This is a genomic window from Desulfarculus baarsii DSM 2075, from assembly GCF_000143965.1.
In the GTDB taxonomy this organism is placed as follows: Bacteria; Desulfobacterota; Desulfarculia; order Desulfarculales; family Desulfarculaceae; genus Desulfarculus; species Desulfarculus baarsii.
Genome location: NC_014365.1, coordinates 3,023,819 through 3,045,089 on the forward strand (window position 1 = coordinate 3,023,819; position 21,271 = coordinate 3,045,089).

Below are 21,271 nucleotides of genomic sequence, written 5' to 3' on the forward strand. Positions count from 1 at the left end.
TCAAGCCAAGCCCAACACCCGCGCCAGATAGCGCCCGGTATGGCTGTGCGGCGTGGCCGCGATCAGTTCCGGCGGGCCGCTGGCCAGCACCTGGCCGCCCCGGTCGCCACCCTCCGGCCCCAAGTCGATAAGCCAATCGGCCGTCTTGATCACGTCCAGATTGTGCTCGATGACCACCACCGTGTTGCCCAGGTCCACCAGAGTGTGCAAGACGTTCAAGAGCTTGTTGATGTCGTCGAAGTGCAGGCCGGTGGTGGGCTCGTCGAGGATGTAGAGCGTGCGACCGGTGCCGCGCTTGGCCAGCTCGCGGCTGAGCTTGACCCGCTGGGCCTCACCGCCGCTGAGGGTGGTGGCCGGCTGGCCCAGGCGGATGTAGCCCAGACCCACGGCCACCAGGGTGCTGAGCTTTTGGCGGATGACCGGCACGGCGTCAAAGAATTCCAGCGCCTGATTGCACGTCATGTCCAGTACTTCGGCGATGTTGGCCCCCTTGTAGGCGATCTCCAGGGTGTCGCGGTTGTAGCGCCGGCCCTGGCAGACCTCGCAGCGCACATAGACGTCGGGCAGAAAGTGCATCTCGATCTTGATGATGCCGTCGCCATCGCAGGCCGGGCAGCGGCCGCCGCGCACGTTGAACGAAAAACGCCCCGACTTGTAGCCCCGGGCCCGGGCCTCGGGCGTCTGGGCGAAAAGCTCGCGGATGTGGGTGAACAGGCCGGTGTAGGTGGCCGGGTTGGAGCGCGGCGTGCGGCCGATGGGGCTCTGGTCGATGTCGATGACCTTGTCGAGGCGCTTGACGCCCTTGATCTGGCCGTGCAGGCCGGGGCGCTCCTTGGTGCGGTAAAGCTTGTGGGCCACGGCCTTGTGCAGGGTGTCGAGCACCAGGCTGGACTTGCCCGAGCCGCTGACGCCGGTGACGCAGGTCAGCAGGCCGATGGGAATCTTGACGTCGACGCCCTTGAGGTTGTGCTCGCGGCAGTCGAGCATCTCCAGCCAGGCCGGGCCGGGCTGACGGCGGCGCTCGGGCAGGGGGATGGCCTTGCGCCCCGAGAGATATTGGCCGGTGAGGCTGGCCTCGCTTTGCAACAGCGCGGCCGGCGTGCCGGCAAAAACGACCTCGCCGCCGTGGCGGCCCGCGCCGGGGCCCATGTCGACGACGTAATCGGCCTGGCGGATGGTGTCTTCGTCGTGCTCCACCACAAGGACCGTGTTGCCCAGGTCGCGCATCTTGGCCAGGGCGTCTAGCAGGCGCTGGTTGTCGCGCTGGTGCAGGCCGATGCTGGGCTCGTCGAGCACGTAGAGCACGCCGACCAACGCCGAGCCGATCTGGGTGGCCAGGCGGATGCGCTGGCCCTCGCCGCCCGAAAGCGTGCCCGCGGCGCGGTCCAGGGTCAGATAGTCCAGACCCACGTCGGCCATGAAACCCAGGCGCTGGCTGATTTCGCGCAGCACCTTGTCGGCGATCTGGGCCTCGCGCCGGCCCAGGCTCAGGCCGTCCACGAAAGCCAGGGCCTGGCGCACGCTCATCCTGGTGAACGACCAGATGTCGAGCCCGCCCACGGTGACGGCCAGCGAGGTCTTTTTCAGGCGCGCGCCACCGCACTCCGGGCAGGGCTGGCTGCTCATGAAGCGCTCGTATTCCTCGCGCATGGCCTGGCTGGTGGTCTCGCGGTGGCGGCGCTCCAGCAGCGGGATAAAGCCTTCCCAACGGCGCTTGTAATAATGCCGGCGGTTTTCGCGCTCCAGATAAAACTCGACTTCCTCGCGCGAGCCGTGCAAAAGCTGCTGGCGCACGTCCTCGGGCAGATCCCGCCAGGGCGTGGCCGGATCGAAGCCCAGATGGCCGGCCAGGGCCTCGAGGGTTTGCAGGCGATAGGAGCTCTCGCTATCGCCCCAGGGGGCCACCGCGCCATCGCGCGGCGAGAGCGTCTTGTCGGGCACGACCAGTTCGGGGTCGAAAAAAACTCGCACGCCCAGGCCGTCGCAGGTCGGGCAGGCCCCCAGGGGCGAGTTGAAGCTGAACATCTGGGGGCTGAGTTCGGGTAGGCTGACCCCGCAGTGATCGCAACTGAGGCGTTCGCTGAAAAGCTCCTCGCGGTCGGGGGCCTCGCCTTGGCCGTGGATCAGGGCCAGCAGCAGGCCTTCGCCCAGGCGCAGGGCCAACTCCACGCTGTCGGTCAAACGCCGGCCCACGCCATCCTTGATGACGATGCGGTCGACCACCACCTCGATGGTGTGCTTTTTGTTTTTCTCCAGCTCGGGGGCCTCGGCCAGTTCGACCAGCCGGCCGTCGATGCGCGCCCGCACGAAGCCTTCCTTTTGCAGGCGGGTCAGCACGGCCTTGTGTTCGCCCTTGCGCTGGGTGATCAGCGGGGCCAGCAGGCTCAGCCGCGCGCCCGCGCCCAGGGCCTCAAGTTGATCGACGATCTCTTGGGGTGAACGGGCGCGGATCGGCCGGCCGCACTCCGGGCAGTGGGGCGTGCCGGCCCGGGCGTAGAGCAGGCGCAGATAGTCGTAGATCTCGGTGACGGTGGCCACGGTGGAACGCGGGTTTTTCGAGGTGGTCTTCTGCTCGATGGCGATGGCCGGGCTCAGGCCCTCAATGGCCTCCACATCGGGCTTGTCCATGCGCTCCAGAAACTGCCGGGCGTAGGACGACAAAGACTCCACGTAGCGCCGCTGGCCCTCGGCGTAGATGGTGTCGAAGGCCAGGGTGGACTTGCCCGAACCCGACAGACCGGTGATGACCACCAGCTTGTCGCGGGGGATGCGCACGTCGATGTTCTTCAGGTTGTGTTGCCGCGCTCCGCGGACGATGATCTCGTTCAGCATGCTCGCTCGTCTGAAAGATGTTGGCGCGGGCGGCGGCCTACCACCACATGAAAGGGCCGTCCCACCAGAAGGGGTCGCCCACGCCCAGGCCAAAGCCCGCTTCGGGCGTGGGGTAGTTGGGCACGGGGCGCGGCGGCCAGGCGTAGACCTCCTTGCCGCGCAGAATGGCGTAGGGCATCTTGACCTTGCCGTAGGGCAGCGACTCCACCGCCACGACCTGGCCAACCACGGTGACCTCGCGGCCGGCGTAATATTCAAAAGGCTCCAGATAGCCCGTCATGGCCACGATGAACCGGCCCTGGGAGCGGCCGTCGATCAGCGGACGTTGGGACGAATCCAGCGGGAACTGGGCCACCTCCAGCAGGGTGCCGCGCTCTTGCAACACCGTGCGCACGATGCGACCGCCCCACAGCACCAGCTTGCCCGTGGCTTGCGCGGGCTCGGCCTTGACCTGGGCCAGGGTCAGTTCGAGTGAGGCCTGCTGGGCCAGCTCGACCGGCACGACGGGTTTGGCGCAGCCGGTGGCGGCCAAGGCCAGGGCCATGATGACAACGACGATCCAAGGGCGCACGACGGCCTCCTCGCGGTGGGTTAGATGATTTGGCCTTTGGCCGTCCGGGCCTTGGCCTTGGCCATGCGCGCGGCCCAGAGGATGGCCTGCTTCATGCTGGCCGCGCTGGCCCGGCCCGTGCCGGCCAGATCGTAGGCCGTGCCGTGGTCGACGCTGGCGCGGATGATCGGCAGGCCCAAGGTCACGTTGACGCCATCGTAAAAGTGCAATAGCTTCAGCGGTATAAGCCCCTGGTCATGATACATGCAGACGACCACGTCGAACTGATCGTGCATCGCCCGCCAAAACACGGTGTCGGGCGGATGGGGCCCCGAGGCCTCCACGCCCATGGCCCGCAGGGCCTCCACCGCCGGGGCGATGACGCGGCGCTCCTCGTCGCCGAACATGCCGCCCTCGCCGGCGTGGGGGTTGAGCGCGGCCACGGCCAGGCGCGGCCGGGCCAGGCCCAGCAGTTCGCGCAGGGCCGCGTCGGTGACGATGGCCGTCTCGACGATGGCCTGGGTCGTCAACAGCCGGGGCACGTCGGCCAGGGCGCAGTGGATGGTCACCAGCACCACGCGCAGCCGCTCGCCGGCCAACATCATCACCGGCCGGGGCACGCCGGTCAACCGGCCCAACAGGGTGGTGTGGCCGGTCTCGGGGTAGCCGGCCGCCTGCAGGGCCTCCTTGCTGATGGGCGCGGTGGCCATGGCCGCCGCCGCCCCGCTCTGACACATCTCGGTGGCCATCTCGATGAAAGCCCCGGCCAAACGCCCGCCGGCCGCGCTGGGTCCGCCCAAGGGCACGGCCGCGGCCGAACCGACCTCCAGCACCGTCACCGACGGCGGCTTGAGCCCGCAGGCCTCGGCCGCGCGTTCGAGGAAACGGCGCTGGCCCACCACCACCAGTTCGGCGGCGGCCAGGACATCTTCGTCCCAACAGGCCCGGGCCACCACCTCCGGGCCCACGCCGGCCGGATCGCCCAGGGTCACGGCCACGCGAGGCTTCATCGATTCTCCTCCAACAGGCCGCGCCAAAACTCGGGCTGCCAGCCGATTTTGATCAGCTCGCCGAAACAGATCACCGGCACGCTTCGGTTGCCTGGGGCCTTGGCCAGCATCTCGCGCTTGGCCGCCATGGATTGGCTGACGTCATGCCAGCGCACCTCGAAGCCCCGCGTGCTGAAAAAATGGCCGGCCGCCCGGCAACTGGCGCAGCCCGGCATGTGAAATATCACCACTTCTCGTTTGGGCGTCATGGCTTTGCTCCGCTTGTGACCAAGGGCCGCGAACCGGGGCCGCCCGCGCGCAAATCGCAAAAACAGCCTGTAGATACAACATGTTGCCCTACCTAGCCCATCCGGGCCAGCCAATGGCCTAGTCTAGTGTAGCGCTCGTGGGGTTGGCCGTCAATCGCCGCCGGGGCCCGTGGCGGAGCCCTTTCGCCGCCGCATCTTCGCGCCGCCCAGCCCAAGACCGCCGCCGCCCGGCCCGATAAAAATTGCCGCCAAGGTAACGGTTTTTTCACGCGGAGGTTGATTTCTCATGGGCGGATGCAGGTTCATGCGGGCCAATCTGATCGCCGAGGCGACCATGCTCACCGTCAGTTCAGCCGCGCCGGGCGTGGTGGGCATGCCGGCGGCCCAGGCCAACGGGTCGGCCCTGGCCCAGGCCGCGGGCGAACACACCGCGGCCCAGGATCAGGCCTTTTTCGTCGAGATAGACTCGGTCAGCGCCGGCAACCGGGTGGGTCGGGCCACTTTTCGCTGGCGGCGGGCCTCCAGCGCTTCGTGGGAGGCCGCCGGCCTGGTCACCTCGACCAACTGGCGCACCCTGGCCGACGGCGTGAAGTTCAGGTGGCTGGGCAACGTCACGCCGGATTTCGAGATGGGCGACGCCTGGACGATCCTGGCCTCGGCCAATCAGGGGCCGACCAAGCTCCTGGACGGCGACCGCGACACGGCCTGGCGCGCCACCGGCTGCGCCAACGAACACCTCACCGCCGACCTGGGCGCGCCGGCCTTGGCCCAGGCGATGATCCTGGCCGACCACAACCTGACCGACCAGGCCGTGGTGACCCTGCTGGGCGACGATGGTCCCAACTGGACCGCGCCCGCCTTCCGCCAGGCCGTCGCCGTCACCCGGCCGCACCTGACGCTGTTTTTCGAACAGACCAGGCGGCACTGGCGGCTGATCATGCAAGACCCCACCAACCCCGACGGCCATATCCGGGCCAGCATGCTCCATCTCTGCGCCGTTTTCCGGCCCGCGCGCAATTTCAGCGCCAGCCATGACCAGACCCTCAGCGCCGGTCGGGTCATCTCCTACAACGACGCCGGCCGCATGACCGGCACGACCACGTCCTTGGGCCGGGCCTTCAGCCTGCCCTTCAACGGCCTCGACGCCGGCGACCGCGCCGGGCTGGAGGCGGTCTTCAACCAAGTTCACGACGTGGCCAGCGGCCGGCTGCGGCCGTTTTTCTTCACGCCCAGCGACGACGCGCCGGCCGAGACCTTTTATTGCCTGCCCGAGGCCGAACTGGAGTTGCGGGCGCGGGGCCTGGGCCGTTGGTCGAGCCTGCTGCGCCTGAGCGAGGTGACGCGAAGCGATGTATAGCCTCAGCCAAGCCTTCAGCCGCGCCGTCAGCGAGGGACGCACGCCGATCCTGGCCCTGCGCCTGACCACGTCCTTTGGCGTGCGCTATTGGGCCGACCGCGCCCTGCCCCTGAGGCACAGCGGCCTGACCGACCCGTTGATGGCCGACGGCGCGGCCCTGGCCGACGGCTCTCAACGGGCCGGCGAGGGCTCGTTCAGCCTGTTGGAGATGGCCCCACGCGTGCTCTCCCTGGGCCGCCTGCGCGAGACCCTCGCCCCCCAGAGCGGTGACTTCCTGGCCAGCCTGGGCCAGGAGGAGCCGGCCAGCATCACCGTGACCCTGGCCAACGACGGCCCCGACGACCAGCGCCCCATGAGCCGCATCGAGGCCCGCGAAAACCTGCTGGGCGCGGTGGGCGAGTTGATCGTCGGCTTCGCGGACGCGCCCGCCCGCGAGCACATGGTGCGCTTCCATGGCCAGGTCGTTTCCTACACCCTATCGGCCACGGCCCTGCGCCTGTGCCTGAAGGCGGCCTGAATGTTCAGCTACGACGCCGAAATCGAGATGCTCCGCGCCTGGGACTACCCAAACCCCGAACAACCCGGCGCGGCCCTGCCCCTGGTCTACGGCGACATGAGCCTGGGCGGCGCGGGCGGCCTTTGGCCGGCGGTCTGCCTCGACGCCGCCAACCTGGTCTACGCCGTGGCCGGCCACCCCATGAAGGGCCCGGTGAGCCTCCATGACGCCGACGGCCAGGCCATTGCGCCGATCAGTTGCGGCGCCGAAAACTATCTGGGCAAGGGCGTGATCTGCCTGGCGCGCCTGAGCCAGCAGCCCGCCGGCGGCCAGGTGCTGGCGCGCGGCAAGGGCAAGATGAACGCGGACGGCGCGCTGTTGGAAAACCCGCTGGAGATCGCCGCCGACCTGTTGGCCTTTGCCGGCCAAGATCCGGCCCAAACTTTGGACCTTTCGGCCTACGGCCGGGCCAGGGCCGCCGCCCACGGCGCGGGGTTGACCGCCGCCGGGGTTATCGACCGGCCCCAGAGCCTGGCGGCCATCCTCACCGCGTTGATGGGCGAATTTCTGGGCTCGTGGTGGCTCGACGGCCGGGGCCGGCTCAAGCTGCTGATCGATATCGGCTCGGGGGCCCTGGACGAAAGCGAACTGAGTTGCGCCATCGGCCGGCCGGCCTTGCGCCAGGTGGAGGTCAGCGCCAGCCTGGCCGACGTGGTCAACCGGGCCGACGCCCTGTATTGCCTCAACCCGGCCAGTGGCGAGTATCTGGCCGCCTTTGACGGCCGCCAGACCCAAAACCAGGCGTCGATCAGCCTCTATGGCCGGCGGGCGCTGTCGCTGGAGCTGAACTGGGTGCGCGCCCAGGCCACGGCCCGAGCCATCAGCCGGCGGCTGGTGGAGGTGTTGGGCGTGCCCCGGCGCATGATCGATTGCGAGGAAGGCGGCCTTGCGCACATTGGCCTGGAAAAGGGTGACGCGGCCCTGTTCAGCCTGCCTTGGCTCCACGACGATCAAGGCCTGCCCCTGGTCAACCAGGTGACGCGGGTGCTTTCGGTGGAGCCCCAGATGGACCGTCGCCTGACCAGGCTATGCCTGATGGACACCGGCTATTTCAAAACACTGGCCTGCCGCGCCGACGGGTCACGCCCGGCCGACGGCGTGGTCAAAGCCGGTGGCGACCGCGACCGACGCGCATTCTAAAGGAGCCTTTTGATGAGCGACCAGCGCATCCAATACACCGAGGAGATGGTCGGGGCCAACCACCCCACCAAAAGCGACACCCTCAACCGCCTGGCCTTGGTCGAAACCGACATCGACGGCCACGGCAAGGCGCGATTCCTGAAAGAGCAGACAACCATCCCCGGCCCGGCCAGCGGCGAGGGCGTGCTCTACGCCAAGGCCGACGGCGCCGACACCTGCCTGTATTATCGGGCCAACGGCTCTTCGGTGCTGGTGGCGCGGCCCTCGGCGCCGGCGTTCAAGGCCCTGGGCTTCATCAGCGGCCTGCAGGCCAGCAAGCAGGACGACGCCAGGCTGTTGGTGCGGGCCGGGGCGGTGGAGATAGGCGGCGGAATCTATTATCTGCCCGAGGACACCACGATCTCCCCCGGCTGCGTCAACGGCGTCAACCTGGTCTGGCGCGCCCTGACCGTGACCCCGCCCGCCAGCGGCGATACGCTCAGCGCCGACAACTTCCACAACTTTTACACCACACTCGATGGCCTCGTTCGGCTGAGCTGGCGCAACGGCGGCTGGTATATCACCGACAACACGGCCCACCGTGTCATCGGCCTTTATCCTTCGGCCAACGGCGCGCTGACCAATTACGCCACGGTTGGCGGCATGTATCGCCTGGGCCTGGGCCTGACCGTCCTGGACACCACCAGCCCGCCCACATCCAACACCAACGTCAACATCTGCCTGCCGATCCTGTCCGGCAGGACATACGGCGATTTCACCGTGGGCGTCGCCGCCCCAGGCGGCAACGTGGGCTTTTGGTGCAACTACGAAACACTCTTGAGTAGCCACCACAACGGCTCGACCGCCAGCAAGGCCATCGGCCAATGCTTGATGTGGTCCTCCGACGGCACGGCCCTGATGAGCGTGTTGGCCAGCGAAGGCACGGCCAATTGGCTGCGCATCATCTTGAAAAACATTCATATCCCGAGCGGAATGGCCCGTTAGGAGGGTGAAGGATGATCTATTTTGTCGACGCCACGGGCGCTATCGTCAGCATGATGGCCGCCGCCAGCCCCGAGCAGGAGGCCCAGGCCGCCGTTGCCGGCCTGACCAGGGTCGAGGATCAAGCCGGCTTTGACCGCGACAGCCACTTCTACGTGGACGGCGCGTTCGCGGCCAAGCCGGCCCAAGGTCAAGCCGCCGCCATCGCCGCCGCGGCGTGCGCCAAGCGCCTGGAATTGGCCCGCCAGGCCGAGGAGTTCATCTCCAGGCTCACGCCGCCCGAGCACGCCGCCGTGCGCGCGGCCGACCCCAGCCGCACCGACGAGCGCTATCCGCCCTTCTGGCTGCAATGGGCGCGCGGCCAGAACGACATGGCCACGCTCATCGCCGCCCACGCCGCCGCCAGCCCCGAGCAGATCGCCCGCGCCGAGCAGGTCAAGTCGCGCTATCTGGCCCTGGCCTGCTGGTGCGCCCGCCTCACCGCCGGGCCGCTGGCCGCGGCCTTCGCCAATTTGGAGTCGGCCGCCGCCAACGGCGACATCCAGGCCATCGAAAACGTCGAACTAAATCTGTCGGCCCACCAGATCGGGGCCAGCGGCGAGCACGCCGACCCCGACCCCGACATCACCCAGGCCATGCTGCAACTGCCCGCCGCCGGCCTGGCCCTGCTCGACCAGTCGTAAACGCGCGAAAACCGAGGCCTCGCGACCCCGGTTCATCCGCCCATCACCCCGCCCGTCAGCCCGTCACCACAGGGCCGCCGGCACGCGCCATCGGCCGGCGGCCTCCTTCCAGACTCAGACAAACTCCTGGCGCACGGTGTTGCGCAGGCGCAGATCCACCTCGGGCATGAATTTTTCGCGCAACCACGTCACCAGGGCCGCGCGGTCCTTCAGCGCCGGGCCGGACTCGGCGGCGCAGTAGGCCGCGAAGGCTTCCACCGGATCGTCCGAACCGAAATCCAGGTACCAGTCGATGCGCGAAAGCACGCGCGTCAGTTGGGCCGAGGGGTGATCGTGATAACGCGCGAAACAGATCGAAAAAAGCGGCAGCAACAGCCCGCGCAGCAGGTCCAGCAGACCTGGTTGATCCAGACGATCGTCCTTTTCCAGGCCGTCGAGCACGCGCAAAAGGATCAGGATCGGCAGCTCGGCCTCCAGCACCTGGGCCAGGGCCTGCCGCTGCTTGCGCCACGTGCCGCCGGCCGCCTCGACCAGGGCCTCGACCTGCGCGGCCAGGTCTTTGGTCAACTGGCTGAAAAGGCGCACGCACAGCCGGTGCAAGCGAAAAAGTTGATTCGGCTCCGGTGGCAGCGCGCCCAAAAGCTGCCCGGAACCGTTTTCGGCTTCAGCAGACAAACCAGCTTCCTCCCACAATGCGCCGCGGCCAAGCGCCCAACGCGCGCCGTCCAACCCATCCGCGGCGCGCGGCCGCGCAACCGCAGCCTGCAATCAGATTAGCATATCCGTGGCAATGGTTCGCCCGAAAGCATCTCCAGCAAACGACGGCCGCCCACGGCCGTGTTCAGCCACACCCGGCCGGGCTTTTCGGCCACGGCCCGGCCGATGATCGCCGCCCGGTCGCCCAACCGGTGGCCCCTCATGGCCGCCAGCGCCGCCTGGGCCTGTTCGGCCGGCGCGACGCAGATCAATTTGCCCTCGTTGGCCAGATAGAGCGGATCCAGGCCCAGCAGCTCGCAGGCCCCGGCCACCGCCCCGGCGATGGGGATGGCCGCCTCGTCCAGCTCCATCGCCACGCCGCTGGCCTCGGCGATTTCTTTCAGCGCCGTGGCCAGGCCGCCCCGCGTGGGGTCGCGGAAAAGCCGCGCGCCGGGGCAGGCCGCCAGCACGTCGGCCACCAAATCGGCCAAGGGGGCCGTGTCGCTGCGGGTTGACAGATCCAGGCCCAGGCCCTGCCGGGCGGCCATGATCGTCACGCCGTGATCGCCCAGCGTCCCCGAGACCAACACCGCATCGCCCGCCCGCGCCCGGCTCGCGCCCAGTTCCAGGCCATCGGCCAACACGCCGATGCCGGCGGTGTTGATGAATAATTTGTCGGCCTGGCCGCGACCGACGACCTTGGTGTCGCCGGCGATGACCTTGACCCCGGCCTGGGCCGCCGCCCGGCCCATCGAGGCGACCACGCGCTCCAGATCGGCCAGGGCCAGGCCTTCCTCGAGGACAAAGCCGGCCGTCAGATACAGCGGCCGGCCGCCGCGCATGGCCACGTCGTTGACCGTGCCGTGCACGGCCAGGCAGCCGATGTCGCCGCCGGGGAAAAACAGCGGATCGACCACGAAGCTGTCGGTGCTGACCACCAGCCGCCCGCCCGGGGCCGCCAACACCGCCGCGTCGTCCATCTGGGCCAGCACGTCGTTGGCCAGGTGCTTGGCGAAAACGCGCTCCAACAACCGCCGGCTGGCCAGGCCGCCGGCCCCGTGATCGAGTTGGATGGTCTCGTTTTGGGCCACGGCTAGTCCTCCCGGCGATAACTGCGCCACGCCGCGCAAGCGCCCTCGGAGCTGACCATGCACGGTCCCACCGGGCTTTCCGGCGTGCAGGCCCGGCCAAAAAGCGCGCACTGCGGCGGCCGCGCCAGCCCGCGCAGCACCTGGCCGCACAGGCAGCCCGGCGGCTCGGGCGGCTCGGACAAATCCAGCCCAAAGACCTTGGCCGCGTCAAAGGACGCGAACTCCGGCCGCGCGGCCAGGCCGCTGGCGGCGATCCAGCCCAGGCCCCGCCATGGCGCGTCCACGGCCGCGAAGACCTGGTTCATCACCGCTCGCGCCCGGGGATTGCCCTGGGCCTCGACCGCTCGGGCGTATTGAATTTCCACCCTTGGCCGGCCCTCGTCAAGCTGGCGCAAGAGCATCAGCGCCCCGGCCAGGATGTCCACCGGCTCGAAGCCGCAGATCACGCAGGCTAGGCCCCGCTCGGCGGCGATTTGATAGGGCGCGGCCCCGATCACCGTGCTGACGTGGCCTGGGCACAAAAAACCGTCGAGGCCCAGGTCGGGTCCGTCCAGCAGGGCGGCCAGGGCCGGCGGCATCAGCTTGTGCAGGCACAACACGCTGAAATTATCCAGCCCCAGGGCCTGGGCCCGCAAGATCGCCGCAGCCGTGGTCGGCGCGGTGGTCTCGAAGCCGATGCCCAGAAAGGCCACCCGCCGCCCTGGCATGGCCTGGGCCAGATCCACCGCGTCCATCGCCGAATAGACCACCCGCACGTCACCCCCCCGCGAGCGGGCTTGGGCCAGCGAGCCCTGGCCGCCAGGCACGCGCAGCATATCGCCGAAGGTGGCCACGCTCACGCCATCGAGGCCCGCCAGGGCCACGGCCTGGTCGATCTGGCCGGCGCTGGTCACGCAGACCGGGCAGCCCGGCCCCGAGACGAACTCCAGCGTCGGCGGCAGCAGCGAGGCCAAGCCATGCCGGGCGATGGCCATGGTGTGGGTGCCGCAAAGCTCCATGAAGCGCACCGGCCGCCGGCAGAGTTTGGCGATGGCCTGGGCCAGTTCGCGGCAAAGGGCCGGATCGCGGTATGGGTCGACATGTTTCATGGCGCGCCAACCTCCACAAGGCCCAGCCGCCAGCGAGCCGCGGCGACAACCGCCTGACCCAGGCACAGGCCGCCGTCGCCGGCGGGCATGGCTGAGGGAGTATAAACCCGGAGCCCGGCCCGCTCAAGCAAAGCCGTCAGCCCCGTCAGCAAAAAGCCGTTGGCCAGGCAGCCGCCGCCCAAAACCACCGCGCCCAGGCCGTGCTCGCCAGCGCCGGCCAGGGCCCAGGCGGCCAGGGCGCGGACCAATCCGGCGTGAAAGCGCCCCGCCAACAGCGCCGGGCCGGCCCCGGCCGCCGCATCGGCCGCCAGCGCCCGGATCATCGGCCGCCAGTCCAGCTCCCACAGGCCCTCGCGGCGGGTCAAGGCAAAGGCGTAGCCGGCCTCCGCCGAGGGTTGCCCGTCCATGGCCTGCTCCAGCTCCATGGCCGCCTGGCCCTCGTAAAGCACCTCGTCACGCAGGCCGCATATGGCGGCCACGCCATCGAAAAGCCGGCCCAGGCCGCTCGATTCCGGCGCGTTCAAGCCCCTGGCGATCATGGCCTCGATCAGGGCCAAACGCTGGCCGTGGCGGGCAATGAGCTCCAGCGGCAAGGCGACCGTGGCCAGGCGGCCCAGGCTGGCCAACAGCAACGCCAGGCCGATGCGCCAAGGCTGGCGCGCGGCCGTGTCGCCGCCGGCCAAGGCAAAGGGCCGCAGACGTCCCAGGCGTTGAAAATCGGCCAGATCGCCCAGCAGCATCTCGCCGCCCCAGATCGTCCCGTCGTCGCCCAGGCCCGCGCCGTCCAGGCACAGGGCCAGGACGGGGCCGCTCAGGCCATGCTCGGCCATGACGGCCACGGCGTGGGCGTGGTGATGCTGCACGGCGCAGACCGGCAGGCCCAGCTCGTCGGCCCAGCGGGAGCTTTGGTAGTCGGGGTGTTTGTCGCGGGCGACGATGGCCGGCGGCGCGTCGAGGATGGCCGCCAGATGCTCGGCCGTGGCCGCGAAAAAGTCCAGGCCCTCGGGGCTGGCCAGATCGCCGATGTGCTGGCTGACAAAGGCCTGGCGGCCGCGCAGCAGGCAAAGGGCGTTTTTGAGCTGAGCGCCCACGGCCAGAATCGGCGGGCAATCGGCCGGGGCCAGCGCCTCGGCCAGCAAAAGCGGCATGGGCGCGTAGCCCCGCGCCCGGCGCAGCAGCCTGGCCTGGCCGCCGGCGACCATGGTCACCGAGTCGTCCACGCGCAGGTGGATGGGCCGATCGTGCAGGAGCATCAATTGGCACAGCGGGCCCGACGCCGCACCCGCGCCCAGGCGGGCCACGGCCTGGGCCGCGTCCTGGCAGATCGGCTCGTCGCTGGGGTTGCCCGAGGTCATGACCAGGGCGCGCAGGCCGTGCTGGCTTTGGGCGCGGTCCATGATTAAATGATGCAGCGGCGTGTAGGGCAACATCAGGCCAACGCGCTTGAGGCCGGGGGCGATCCCTGGGGCCAGGTCGACGCCATCGCGGACGCGGACGAGCACGATGGGCCGCTGGCGGCTGGCCAGCAGGCGGGCTTCCTCGGCGTCGAGCCAGGCCAGGCCGTGGGCGGCCTCCAGGTCGGCGACCATCAGGGCCAAGGGCTTGGCCAGGCGGCGCTTACCGGCGCGCAGACGCGCCACGGCCCCGGCGTCGTGGGCGTTGGCCGCCAGGTGAAAGCCGCCCAGGCCTTTGACGGCCACGATCAGGCCCTCGGCCAGGGCCCGCACCGCGCGCGCCAGAGGATCGGCGACGGCCAACTCCCGGCCGGCCGGATCGGCCAACCAGAGACGCGGCCCGCAGACCGGGCAGGCGTTGGGCTGGGCGTGAAAGCGGCGATCGGCGGGGTCGTGATATTCGGCCAGGCAATCGGGGCACATGGCAAAGCCGGCCATGGTCGTTTGCGGCCGATCGTAGGGCAAATCCTCGATGATGCTGTAGCGGGGGCCGCAATGGGTGCAGTTGATGAAGGCGTAGCCGTGGCGGCGGTTGGTTGGGTCGCGCATCTCGGCCAGGCAGGCCTCGCAGGTGGCCACGTCGGGGCTGATCAGAGCCCCGCGCCGGCCGCCCCGCGAGTCGGCGATGACAAAGGCCGTTTCGCCCTGGGCCAGGGGCGCGTCAAGGCGCGTGATTTCATCGATGCGCGCTAGCGGCGGCGCCTCGGCCAGCAGGCGCGCGAAAAATTCATCGACCGCGCCCGCGCCGCCCTGCACGACCAGTTCCACGCCGGCGGCGCTGTTGGCCACCATGCCGGTCAGGCCCAGGCGCAGGGCCAGGTTGTGCGCGAAGGGCCGAAAGCCCACGCCCTGCACCACGCCGCGCAGCAGGGCCCTTTGCCGCTGGCGCGCGCCGCCGCCAGGCCCTGGGCTCAACTACGCACCCAGCGCTCCAGCCAGTCGGCCCAGGCGTCGAGCCCCTCGCCGCTGCGACAGGAAAGCTCGAAAACGACCTGGTCGGGGTTGAGCTGGCGGCAGGTGTGGCGGATGCGCTGGATATCGCAGTCGATGAAGGGCAGCAGGTCGATCTTGTTGATGATGAGCACCCCGGCTTGGCTGAAGAGCTGGGGATATTTGCTGGGCTTGTCGTCGCCCTCGGTGACGCTGAGCACGGCGATCTTCATGTCCTCGCCCAGATCGAACTCCACCGGGCAGACCAGGTTGCCCACGTTTTCGACGATCAGCAGGTCCAGCTCGTTCAGGTCGAAGGCGGCCAGGGCGTCGGCCAGCATGGCCCCGTCCAGGTGACAGGCCCCGCGCGTCTCGATCTGTACGGCCTTGACCCCGCAGGCGGCCACGCGCTGGGCGTCCTCGGTGGTCTGGATGTCGCCTTCTATGACGGCCAGGCGCAGGCGGTCCTTGAGCTTGACCAGGGTTTTTTCCAGCAGCGAGGTCTTGCCCGCGCCGGGGCTGGAGATGATGTTGACCACCTTGACGCCGGCCTGGCGGAACAGGCGGCGGTTTTGCTGGGCCAATTGGTCGTTGGCCTCCAGGATGGGCCGCGATACTTCTAGTTGGGACATGATTTTTCTCCGGGCCTGGTCACTGGGCCTCGATGTATTCCACGAAAAGCTCGCGCCCGCCTTCCAGGCTGAGCTGATCGGCCTGGCACAGGGGGCAGATGATGGTCGGTTCGTCCAACAGGGACTGGCGGCCGCAGGCGGCGCAGGTGGCGGTGATCGGCGCCTGGTTGACCTCCAGCTCGGCCTCGGCGGCCGGGGTGTCTTTTTTGATCAGATCGAAACAAAAGCGCAGCGAATGGGGCACGACCCCCGAATAGGCCCCCACCCGCACGACGACCTTCTGCACCTTTTCGGCCCCGTGGCGGGCGGCTTCCTGCAACACTATGCCCAGCATCGACTGGGCGATTGAAAGTTCATGCACGGCGGCCTCATCTTGAGAATTATTATTTATAAAAGAAATTTAGCACCGCGCCGCCAGCCGGGTCAAGGGCGGCCGTGATTGCCTTCTGGCGTTTGACGACCGCGTCTGCTAATATTTTTGGCCGAACCAAGGAGAGCCCCACTTGATATCGCCCGTCGACTACAAAGGGCCCGACCCCAGCCAAGCCGGGCCCAAACCCAGAAAAAAGAGCATCTGGTTGCGCTTGCTGCTGTGGCTGGTCATCGCCGCGCTTTCGGCCGGCGCCTTGGGCGCGGGGCTGCTGGTGGGGGCCTGGTTCTGGCTCAGCCGCGATCTGCCCAGCGTCGAGACGCTCAGTAATTACGCCCCGCCCACCGTGACCAAGGTGCTTAGCCACGACGGCCGGCTCATGGCCGAATTTTATCGTCAGCGGCGCTACGTCGTCTCCATCGACTCCTTGCCCGACTATGTCACCAACGCCTTCGTGGCCGCCGAGGACGGCGATTTTTATCGCCACGAGGGCGTGGACCTGGCCGGCATCATGCGCGCGGCCCTGGCCAATTTCAAGGCCGGCCGGGTGGTGCAGGGCGGCAGCACCATCACCCAGCAGGTGGCCAAGGCCATGCTGCTGACGCCCCAGCGCACCTTCGTGCGCAAGATCAAAGAAATGATCCTGGCCCGGCGCATGGAGCACTACCTCAGCAAGCGCCAGATCCTCAATCTATATGTGAACCACATCTACCTGGGCCACGGGGCCTATGGCGTCGAGGCGGCGGCGCGGGTCTATTTTGGCAAGCCCGCCCAAAAGCTCAGCGTGGCCGAGGCGGCGCTGATCGCCGGCCTGGTCCAGGCCCCCAGCCGCTACAGCCCCATCCGCGAACCCAAACGGGCCCGCAATCGCCAGATCTACGTCATCGGCCGCCTGGAGGCCGACGGCTTCATCACCGCCGAGCAGGCCCAGCAGGCCCGGCGCGCGCAAATGGAAGTCAGCGTCCACCGTGAGGTGGAGGTCGAAGCGCCCTATTACGCCGAGGCCGTGCGCCAATGGCTCATGGAGCGTTACGGCGAGGACGCCCTCTACGACGGCGGCTTGGTCGTCGAAACGGCCTGTGACCCCGCCCTGACCGCCGCCGGCGTCCAGGCCGTCAGCGACGGCTTGCTGGAGCTGACCAAACGCCAAGGCTACGGCGGCCCCTTGGGCCGGGTCGACGCGACCAGCCTGCGCGAGGCGGCCAACCGGCCCTATCGCCCCAGCGGATTGGCCGCCGGCGACGACGTGACGGCCATCGTCACCCGGCTCGACCCCATGGGCCACTGGGCCGAGTTGCGCTTCGGCGGAGACCGCGGCCGCCTGGCCTTGGAGGACGTGACCTGGGCCCACCGCCGCGTCACCGACCTGGAGCGCAGCGCTGGCGGCGTGGGCCGCATCGAAGACGTGCTCAGCCCCGGCGACAAGGTCAAGGTCCGACTGGATCGGCAACAGGACGGTTGGTGGCGGCTGATCCTGCGCCAGGATCCCTTCGCCCAGGCCGCCCTGCTGGCCATGGACCCCCACAACGGCCGGGTGCGCGTGGCCATCGGCGGCCGCGATTTTTCCAAGAGTCAGTTCAACCGCTCGTTGCAGGCCAGCCGCCAACCGGGCAGCGCCTTCAAACCCTTCATCTACGCCGCCGCCCTCGACAACGACAATCCCGTCTACACCCCGGTTTCGGTGATCATCGACGCGCCGGTGGTCTACGACGACGTTTCCATGCCCGGCCAAAAGTGGAAACCCAAAAACTACGAAAATCGCTTTTATGGCCCCACCACCCTGCGCCAGGCCCTGGAGCATTCGCGCAACGTCGTCACCGTCAAGCTGCTGGCCGAGGTCGGCCTGCGCAAGGTAGTCAATTTCGCCCAACGCCTGGGCATCACCAGCCGTTTGGAGCCCAATCTCTCGCTGGCCCTGGGCACCAGCGGCGTCAACCTCCTGGAGCTGACGCGGGCCTACTGCGTCTTCGCCAACGGCGGTTACCTGGTCCAGCCGGTGATGGTCGAACGCGTGCTCGACCGCAACGGCAACGTCCTGTTCCAGAACGAGTCCAGCCCCGAGCAGGTGCTCTCGCCGCAAACCGCCTTTTTGACCACCCACCTCATGCGCGGGGTCATGGAGGAAGGCACCGGCGCGGGCGTGCGCGTGCCGGGCTACGTCATGGCCGGCAAGACCGGCACCACCAACGACCTGCGCGACGCCTGGTTCATGGGTTTCACCCCCGACCTGGCCTGCGGCGTGTGGGTGGGCCAGGACGACAACACGCCCCTGGGCCGCCGCGAAACCGGCGCGCGGGCGGCCGGGCCGATCTGGCGGCAGTTCATGACCAGGGCCCTGGAGGGCCAACCGCCCAAGGAATTCACCGTGCCCGACGGCGTGGTCTTCTGCCGTGTCGATCGCCAGAGCGGCGCGCTCCTGCCGCCAAACGCCGCCGGCGGCTTTTTCGAGGCCTTCCGCGCCGGCACCGAGCCCACGGTCATGCCGGCCAACCAGCCCGATGTGCTGGAAGAGCAAGTCCCCACCGAATTTTTGCAGGACGAGACCTTCGCCAACTGAGGGCCGCGCCAAGGCGAGGCCGCGAGGCTACCGGTTAGATGTCGCTGAGGTCGTCGCGGACGACGAAGAGCACGTTGAAGTGCTGGCGCAATTCGTCCACCAAGGCCTCCAGGGCCTCGGCGGGCATGTCCTCGATGCGGAAGTAGACGTTGCGGCGGCCTTCGCCGGTCATCTCGTAGGAGCTCAGCACACTGATGATCGCCGCGCCGTGGTTGCGGATGAAGTCGGTGACGTCTTGGACGGCCATGGCCTGATCGGCCAGGTTGAAGGCCATCTGAATGCCGCCACGATAGACGCCGGTGATGGTGGTCAGCAGGCGGAAAACATCGCCCTGGCTGATGACGCCCACCAGCTTGCCGCCATCCATGACCGGCAGGCCCGTGATGCGATGTTCGAGCATCTTGACGGCGGCTTTTTCGACCGTTTCGCCCACGCCGATGGTGATGACCTCGCGGGTCATGATGTCTTTGACCTTGAGTTCGGCCAGCAGATAGTAAAGTTCGTGCACGTCGAGGGTGGTGGCCTTGGATGGGCTGGCGTCCTTGAGGTCGGTTTCGGTGATGATGCCCACCAGGCGGCCCTGGTCGTCGGTGACCGGCAGGCGGCGAATGGTGTTTTCCTTCATCATCTGCGAGGCGCGCATGACCGAGGTGTCGGGGGTGACGGTCAGGGGGTCGTGGGTCATCCACTCCTTTACCAGCATGCGCATTCCTCCGGGGGCGGCCCTTCCGGGCCTTGGCTGAGGGCACTTCCGGTCGCCTTGTCCGGGCCAGGCAAGGCTTGTGCTCATTAAGTGCTCAAGATACAATTCCCGCCAAGATTTTACAAGTCGTTTCCGCACAGCCGGCCGGGGCCTAACCCTGTGAATGAAGGAACAAAACCAGATCTCCAGCGGGCCAGCGCCCTTGCGTTGGGCTCCACCGGCCCCTTGGCGGCCGCCTTGGAAGACTTCGCGCCGCGCCAAGGCCAACTGATCATGGCCCAGGCCGTGGCCCAGGCCCTGACCGAGCAAACGCCTCTGATGGTCGAGGCCGGCACGGGCACGGGCAAAACCCTGGCTTATCTGACGCCGGTGGTGGCCAGCGGCCTCAAGACCGTTGTCAGCACCGGCACCAAAACCCTGCAAGACCAGGTGGCGCAAAAGGAACTGCCCCTGCTGGGCCGCGTCGTGGCCCCTGGCCTGCGCTGGGCGGTGCTCAAGGGCCGGGGCAATTATCTCTGTCCGCGACGTTATCTGGCCTTTGCCGCCCAGCCCGACCTGGGGCTGCCCGGCGCGCTTTCGGGTCTGGCCGCCTTGGAGTCCTGGCGGCGGCGCAGCCAAAGCGGCGATCTGGATGAAGTGCGCGGCGAGGCCGTCGGCGAGGCCCTGCTGGCCGAGATAACCGCCAACGCCGAGCAATGCCTGGGTGGCCGTTGCGAGCATCGCGAAGACTGCCCGCTGATGGAAGCCCGCCGCCGCGCCGCCGAGGCCGACATCGTGGTGGTCAACCACCATCTGTTCCTGGCCGACCTGCGCCTGAAGGCCGAGGGGCGCGGCGAGGCCCTGCCCCGCTATCAGGCCGTGATCTTCGACGAGGCCCACATGCTGCCCGAGGTGGCCACGGCCATCTTCGGGGTGGGCGTCTCCGAACGCCGCCTGAGCGTGCTGCTCAAGGACATGACCCGCGAGGTCGGCCCCGACCAGCGGATGGACCAGGCGGCCCGCGCGGTGGAGCAAGAGGGCCGGGAGTTCTTCGGCGCGCTGCGGGCTCTGGCCGGCCCCAGCGGGCACCGTGGCCTGGGGCCCGATGAACTGGCGCGCATCGCGCCGCTGGCCGGGGCCCTGGGCGCGGCGCTGGAGGAACTGGCCCAGGCCGTGAGTCGCCTGGAGGGCGAGGAGGCCAAGTCCATCGCCGCTCGGGCCGGGGCCGTGGCCATGGATCTGCAAGCGGCCGTCGCCCCCGCGCCGGGCCACACCGTGGCCTGGATCGAGCGGCGCGGCCGGGGCGTGGCCATCAATCTATCGCCGGTGGAGGTGGGCCCCCACCTGGAGCACGCCCTGTATCAGGAAATCGGCCGCCTGGTCTTCACCAGCGCCACCATGGCCGCCGGCGACGACCTGGGCCCGATGATCCGCCGCCTGGGCCTGCCGGAGGAGACCCGGCGGCACATCGTCGGATCTCCCTTCGACCAGGCCAGGCAGTCGATCCTCTACGTGCCCCGCCGCATGCCCATGCCGGCCGACTCGGCCTTCACCTCGGCCGTGGCCGAGCAGGTGCGCGCCATCCTGCGCCTGAGCCGGGGCCGGGCCTTCGTGCTGTTCACCAGCCACCGCAACATGGAGGCGGTCAGCGCCATGCTCACGCCCGAGTTGGAGTACGCCTGCCTGGTGCAAGGCCAGGCCCCGCGTCTGGAGCTGTTGCGGCGCTTTGTCGAGCTTTCGCCCAGCGTGCTTTTCGCCACCGCCAGCTTTTGGCAAGGGGTGGACGTGCCCGGCCCGGCCCTGAGCGCGGTGATCGTCGACAAGCTGCCCTTTGCCCCGCCCGACGACCCGCTGGTGGCCGCGCGCATGGCCCTTTTGGAGTCGCGCGGCCACAACGGCTTCGCCCACCTGATGGTGCCGGAAGCCATCCTCGGCCTCAAACAGGGCCTGGGCCGCCTGCTGCGCACGCCCCACGACCGCGGCGTGCTGGCCGTCCTGGACAACCGCCTGCTGACCAAACCCTACGGCCGACGTTTCCTCAAGGCCCTGGCGCCGGCCCCCCTGACCAGTGACCTGGCCGACGTGGCGCGTTTTTTCGCCGGGCGTCAGGCCGAACCACCATCACAAAACTGAACAAACGTTCGCAAGGCCTTTGGCGACGCCTCCGTCCTCTGCTATACTATAAATGGCGGTAGGCAGATATCGTACCCAATTGGTAACGTGTGTTCATTGTTCTGAATTTTGGCCGATTTCACGTTTGACTTTTCTTTCCTGCCTTAATTAGTATAGCTAAGTTCGTTATTACGCGCGTAATTTCGGTCAACGGACGCCTCGCCGCCCGCCAGCCGGCCGCCCCACCGCCGCGCTTGTTCGATGGCTGTCTTCATTAAATTAGAGGGCAACACAGCACTGCT

18 protein-coding genes are annotated in these 21,271 nt (G+C 68.5%); 7 read left to right on the forward strand and 11 right to left on the reverse strand.

The window, feature by feature from the left end; genetic code table 11:
• From uvrA to DEBA_RS13605, 4 genes are read right to left on the reverse strand one after another with little or no spacing between them, the layout of a single operon-like run.
• Window positions 1-2,832 (reverse strand): excinuclease ABC subunit UvrA, encoded by a 2,832-nt coding sequence (gene uvrA / locus DEBA_RS13590; RefSeq protein WP_013259522.1) that lies wholly within the window; start codon window positions 2,830-2,832, stop codon window positions 1-3.
• A gap of 37 nt (window positions 2,833-2,869) precedes the next feature.
• Window positions 2,870-3,403, reverse strand: coding sequence for a Slp family lipoprotein (locus tag DEBA_RS17300; protein WP_013259523.1), 534 nt, complete (start codon window positions 3,401-3,403; stop codon window positions 2,870-2,872).
• A gap of 20 nt (window positions 3,404-3,423) precedes the next feature.
• Complete coding sequence (gene pdxA, locus DEBA_RS13600) at window positions 3,424-4,392, reverse strand: 4-hydroxythreonine-4-phosphate dehydrogenase PdxA (protein WP_013259524.1); 969 nt, start codon at window positions 4,390-4,392, stop codon at window positions 3,424-3,426.
• Window positions 4,389-4,640 (reverse strand): glutaredoxin family protein, encoded by a 252-nt coding sequence (locus DEBA_RS13605; RefSeq protein ID WP_013259525.1) that lies wholly within the window; start codon window positions 4,638-4,640, stop codon window positions 4,389-4,391. The genes pdxA and DEBA_RS13605 overlap by 4 nt, the downstream gene beginning before the upstream one ends.
• A gap of 304 nt (window positions 4,641-4,944) precedes the next feature.
• Between DEBA_RS13605 and DEBA_RS13610 the strand changes: the two genes are divergently transcribed.
• From DEBA_RS13610 to DEBA_RS13630, 5 genes are read left to right on the forward strand one after another with little or no spacing between them, the layout of a single operon-like run.
• Window positions 4,945-5,997: a discoidin domain-containing protein gene (locus DEBA_RS13610; protein ID WP_148227872.1), complete on the forward strand. Its 1,053-nt coding sequence runs from the start codon at window positions 4,945-4,947 to the stop codon at window positions 5,995-5,997.
• Complete coding sequence (locus tag DEBA_RS13615; protein ID WP_013259527.1) at window positions 5,990-6,514, forward strand: hypothetical protein; 525 nt, start codon at window positions 5,990-5,992, stop codon at window positions 6,512-6,514. Before DEBA_RS13610 ends, DEBA_RS13615 begins: the two co-directional genes overlap by 8 nt.
• The gene (locus tag DEBA_RS13620) at window positions 6,515-7,693 is read left to right on the forward strand and encodes a hypothetical protein (RefSeq protein WP_013259528.1); all 1,179 of its coding nucleotides are present in this window, start codon (window positions 6,515-6,517) and stop codon (window positions 7,691-7,693) included.
• Window positions 7,694-7,705: 12 nt separating this feature from the next.
• The gene (locus tag DEBA_RS13625; protein WP_013259529.1) at window positions 7,706-8,677 is read left to right on the forward strand and encodes a hypothetical protein; all 972 of its coding nucleotides are present in this window, start codon (window positions 7,706-7,708) and stop codon (window positions 8,675-8,677) included.
• Between the two features lie 11 nt (window positions 8,678-8,688).
• A complete protein-coding gene (locus DEBA_RS13630; RefSeq protein ID WP_013259530.1) occupies window positions 8,689-9,357 on the forward strand; it encodes a hypothetical protein in 669 nt (222 codons plus the stop codon).
• 114 nt (window positions 9,358-9,471) lie between these two features.
• Here the strand turns inward: DEBA_RS13630 and DEBA_RS13635 are convergent, their stop codons facing one another.
• The 6 genes from DEBA_RS13635 to hypA all read right to left on the reverse strand — a co-directional run bounded on the left by DEBA_RS13635 (window position 9,472) and on the right by hypA (window position 15,609).
• Window positions 9,472-10,032, reverse strand: coding sequence for a hypothetical protein (locus DEBA_RS13635; RefSeq protein WP_013259531.1), 561 nt, complete (start codon window positions 10,030-10,032; stop codon window positions 9,472-9,474).
• Between the two features lie 98 nt (window positions 10,033-10,130).
• Window positions 10,131-11,144 carry a hydrogenase expression/formation protein HypE gene (hypE, locus tag DEBA_RS13640; protein WP_013259532.1) on the reverse strand — a complete coding sequence of 338 codons (1,014 nt, stop codon included), beginning with the start codon at window positions 11,142-11,144 and terminating at the stop codon, window positions 10,131-10,133.
• Between the two features lie 2 nt (window positions 11,145-11,146).
• Window positions 11,147-12,232: a hydrogenase formation protein HypD gene (gene hypD, locus DEBA_RS13645; RefSeq protein WP_013259533.1), complete on the reverse strand. Its 1,086-nt coding sequence runs from the start codon at window positions 12,230-12,232 to the stop codon at window positions 11,147-11,149.
• Complete coding sequence (gene hypF / locus DEBA_RS13650; RefSeq protein ID WP_013259534.1) at window positions 12,229-14,601, reverse strand: carbamoyltransferase HypF; 2,373 nt, start codon at window positions 14,599-14,601, stop codon at window positions 12,229-12,231. The genes hypD and hypF overlap by 4 nt, the downstream gene beginning before the upstream one ends.
• Window positions 14,598-15,248, reverse strand: coding sequence for a hydrogenase nickel incorporation protein HypB (gene hypB, locus DEBA_RS13655; RefSeq protein WP_013259535.1), 651 nt, complete (start codon window positions 15,246-15,248; stop codon window positions 14,598-14,600). The genes hypF and hypB overlap by 4 nt, the downstream gene beginning before the upstream one ends.
• 19 nt (window positions 15,249-15,267) lie before the next feature.
• The gene (hypA, locus tag DEBA_RS13660; protein WP_013259536.1) at window positions 15,268-15,609 is read right to left on the reverse strand and encodes a hydrogenase maturation nickel metallochaperone HypA; all 342 of its coding nucleotides are present in this window, start codon (window positions 15,607-15,609) and stop codon (window positions 15,268-15,270) included.
• A gap of 142 nt (window positions 15,610-15,751) precedes the next feature.
• Between hypA and DEBA_RS13665 the strand changes: the two genes are divergently transcribed.
• Complete coding sequence (locus DEBA_RS13665; protein WP_013259537.1) at window positions 15,752-18,175, forward strand: penicillin-binding protein 1A; 2,424 nt, start codon at window positions 15,752-15,754, stop codon at window positions 18,173-18,175.
• A 34-nt stretch (window positions 18,176-18,209) separates the two neighbouring features.
• Here DEBA_RS13665 and DEBA_RS13670 read toward each other — a convergent pair whose 3' ends face one another.
• Complete coding sequence (locus tag DEBA_RS13670) at window positions 18,210-18,878, reverse strand: CBS domain-containing protein (RefSeq protein WP_013259538.1); 669 nt, start codon at window positions 18,876-18,878, stop codon at window positions 18,210-18,212.
• 159 nt (window positions 18,879-19,037) lie between these two features.
• Between DEBA_RS13670 and DEBA_RS13675 the strand changes: the two genes are divergently transcribed.
• The gene (locus DEBA_RS13675; RefSeq protein WP_043814569.1) at window positions 19,038-20,990 is read left to right on the forward strand and encodes an ATP-dependent DNA helicase; all 1,953 of its coding nucleotides are present in this window, start codon (window positions 19,038-19,040) and stop codon (window positions 20,988-20,990) included.
• Window positions 20,991-21,271 lie beyond the last annotated feature (281 nt).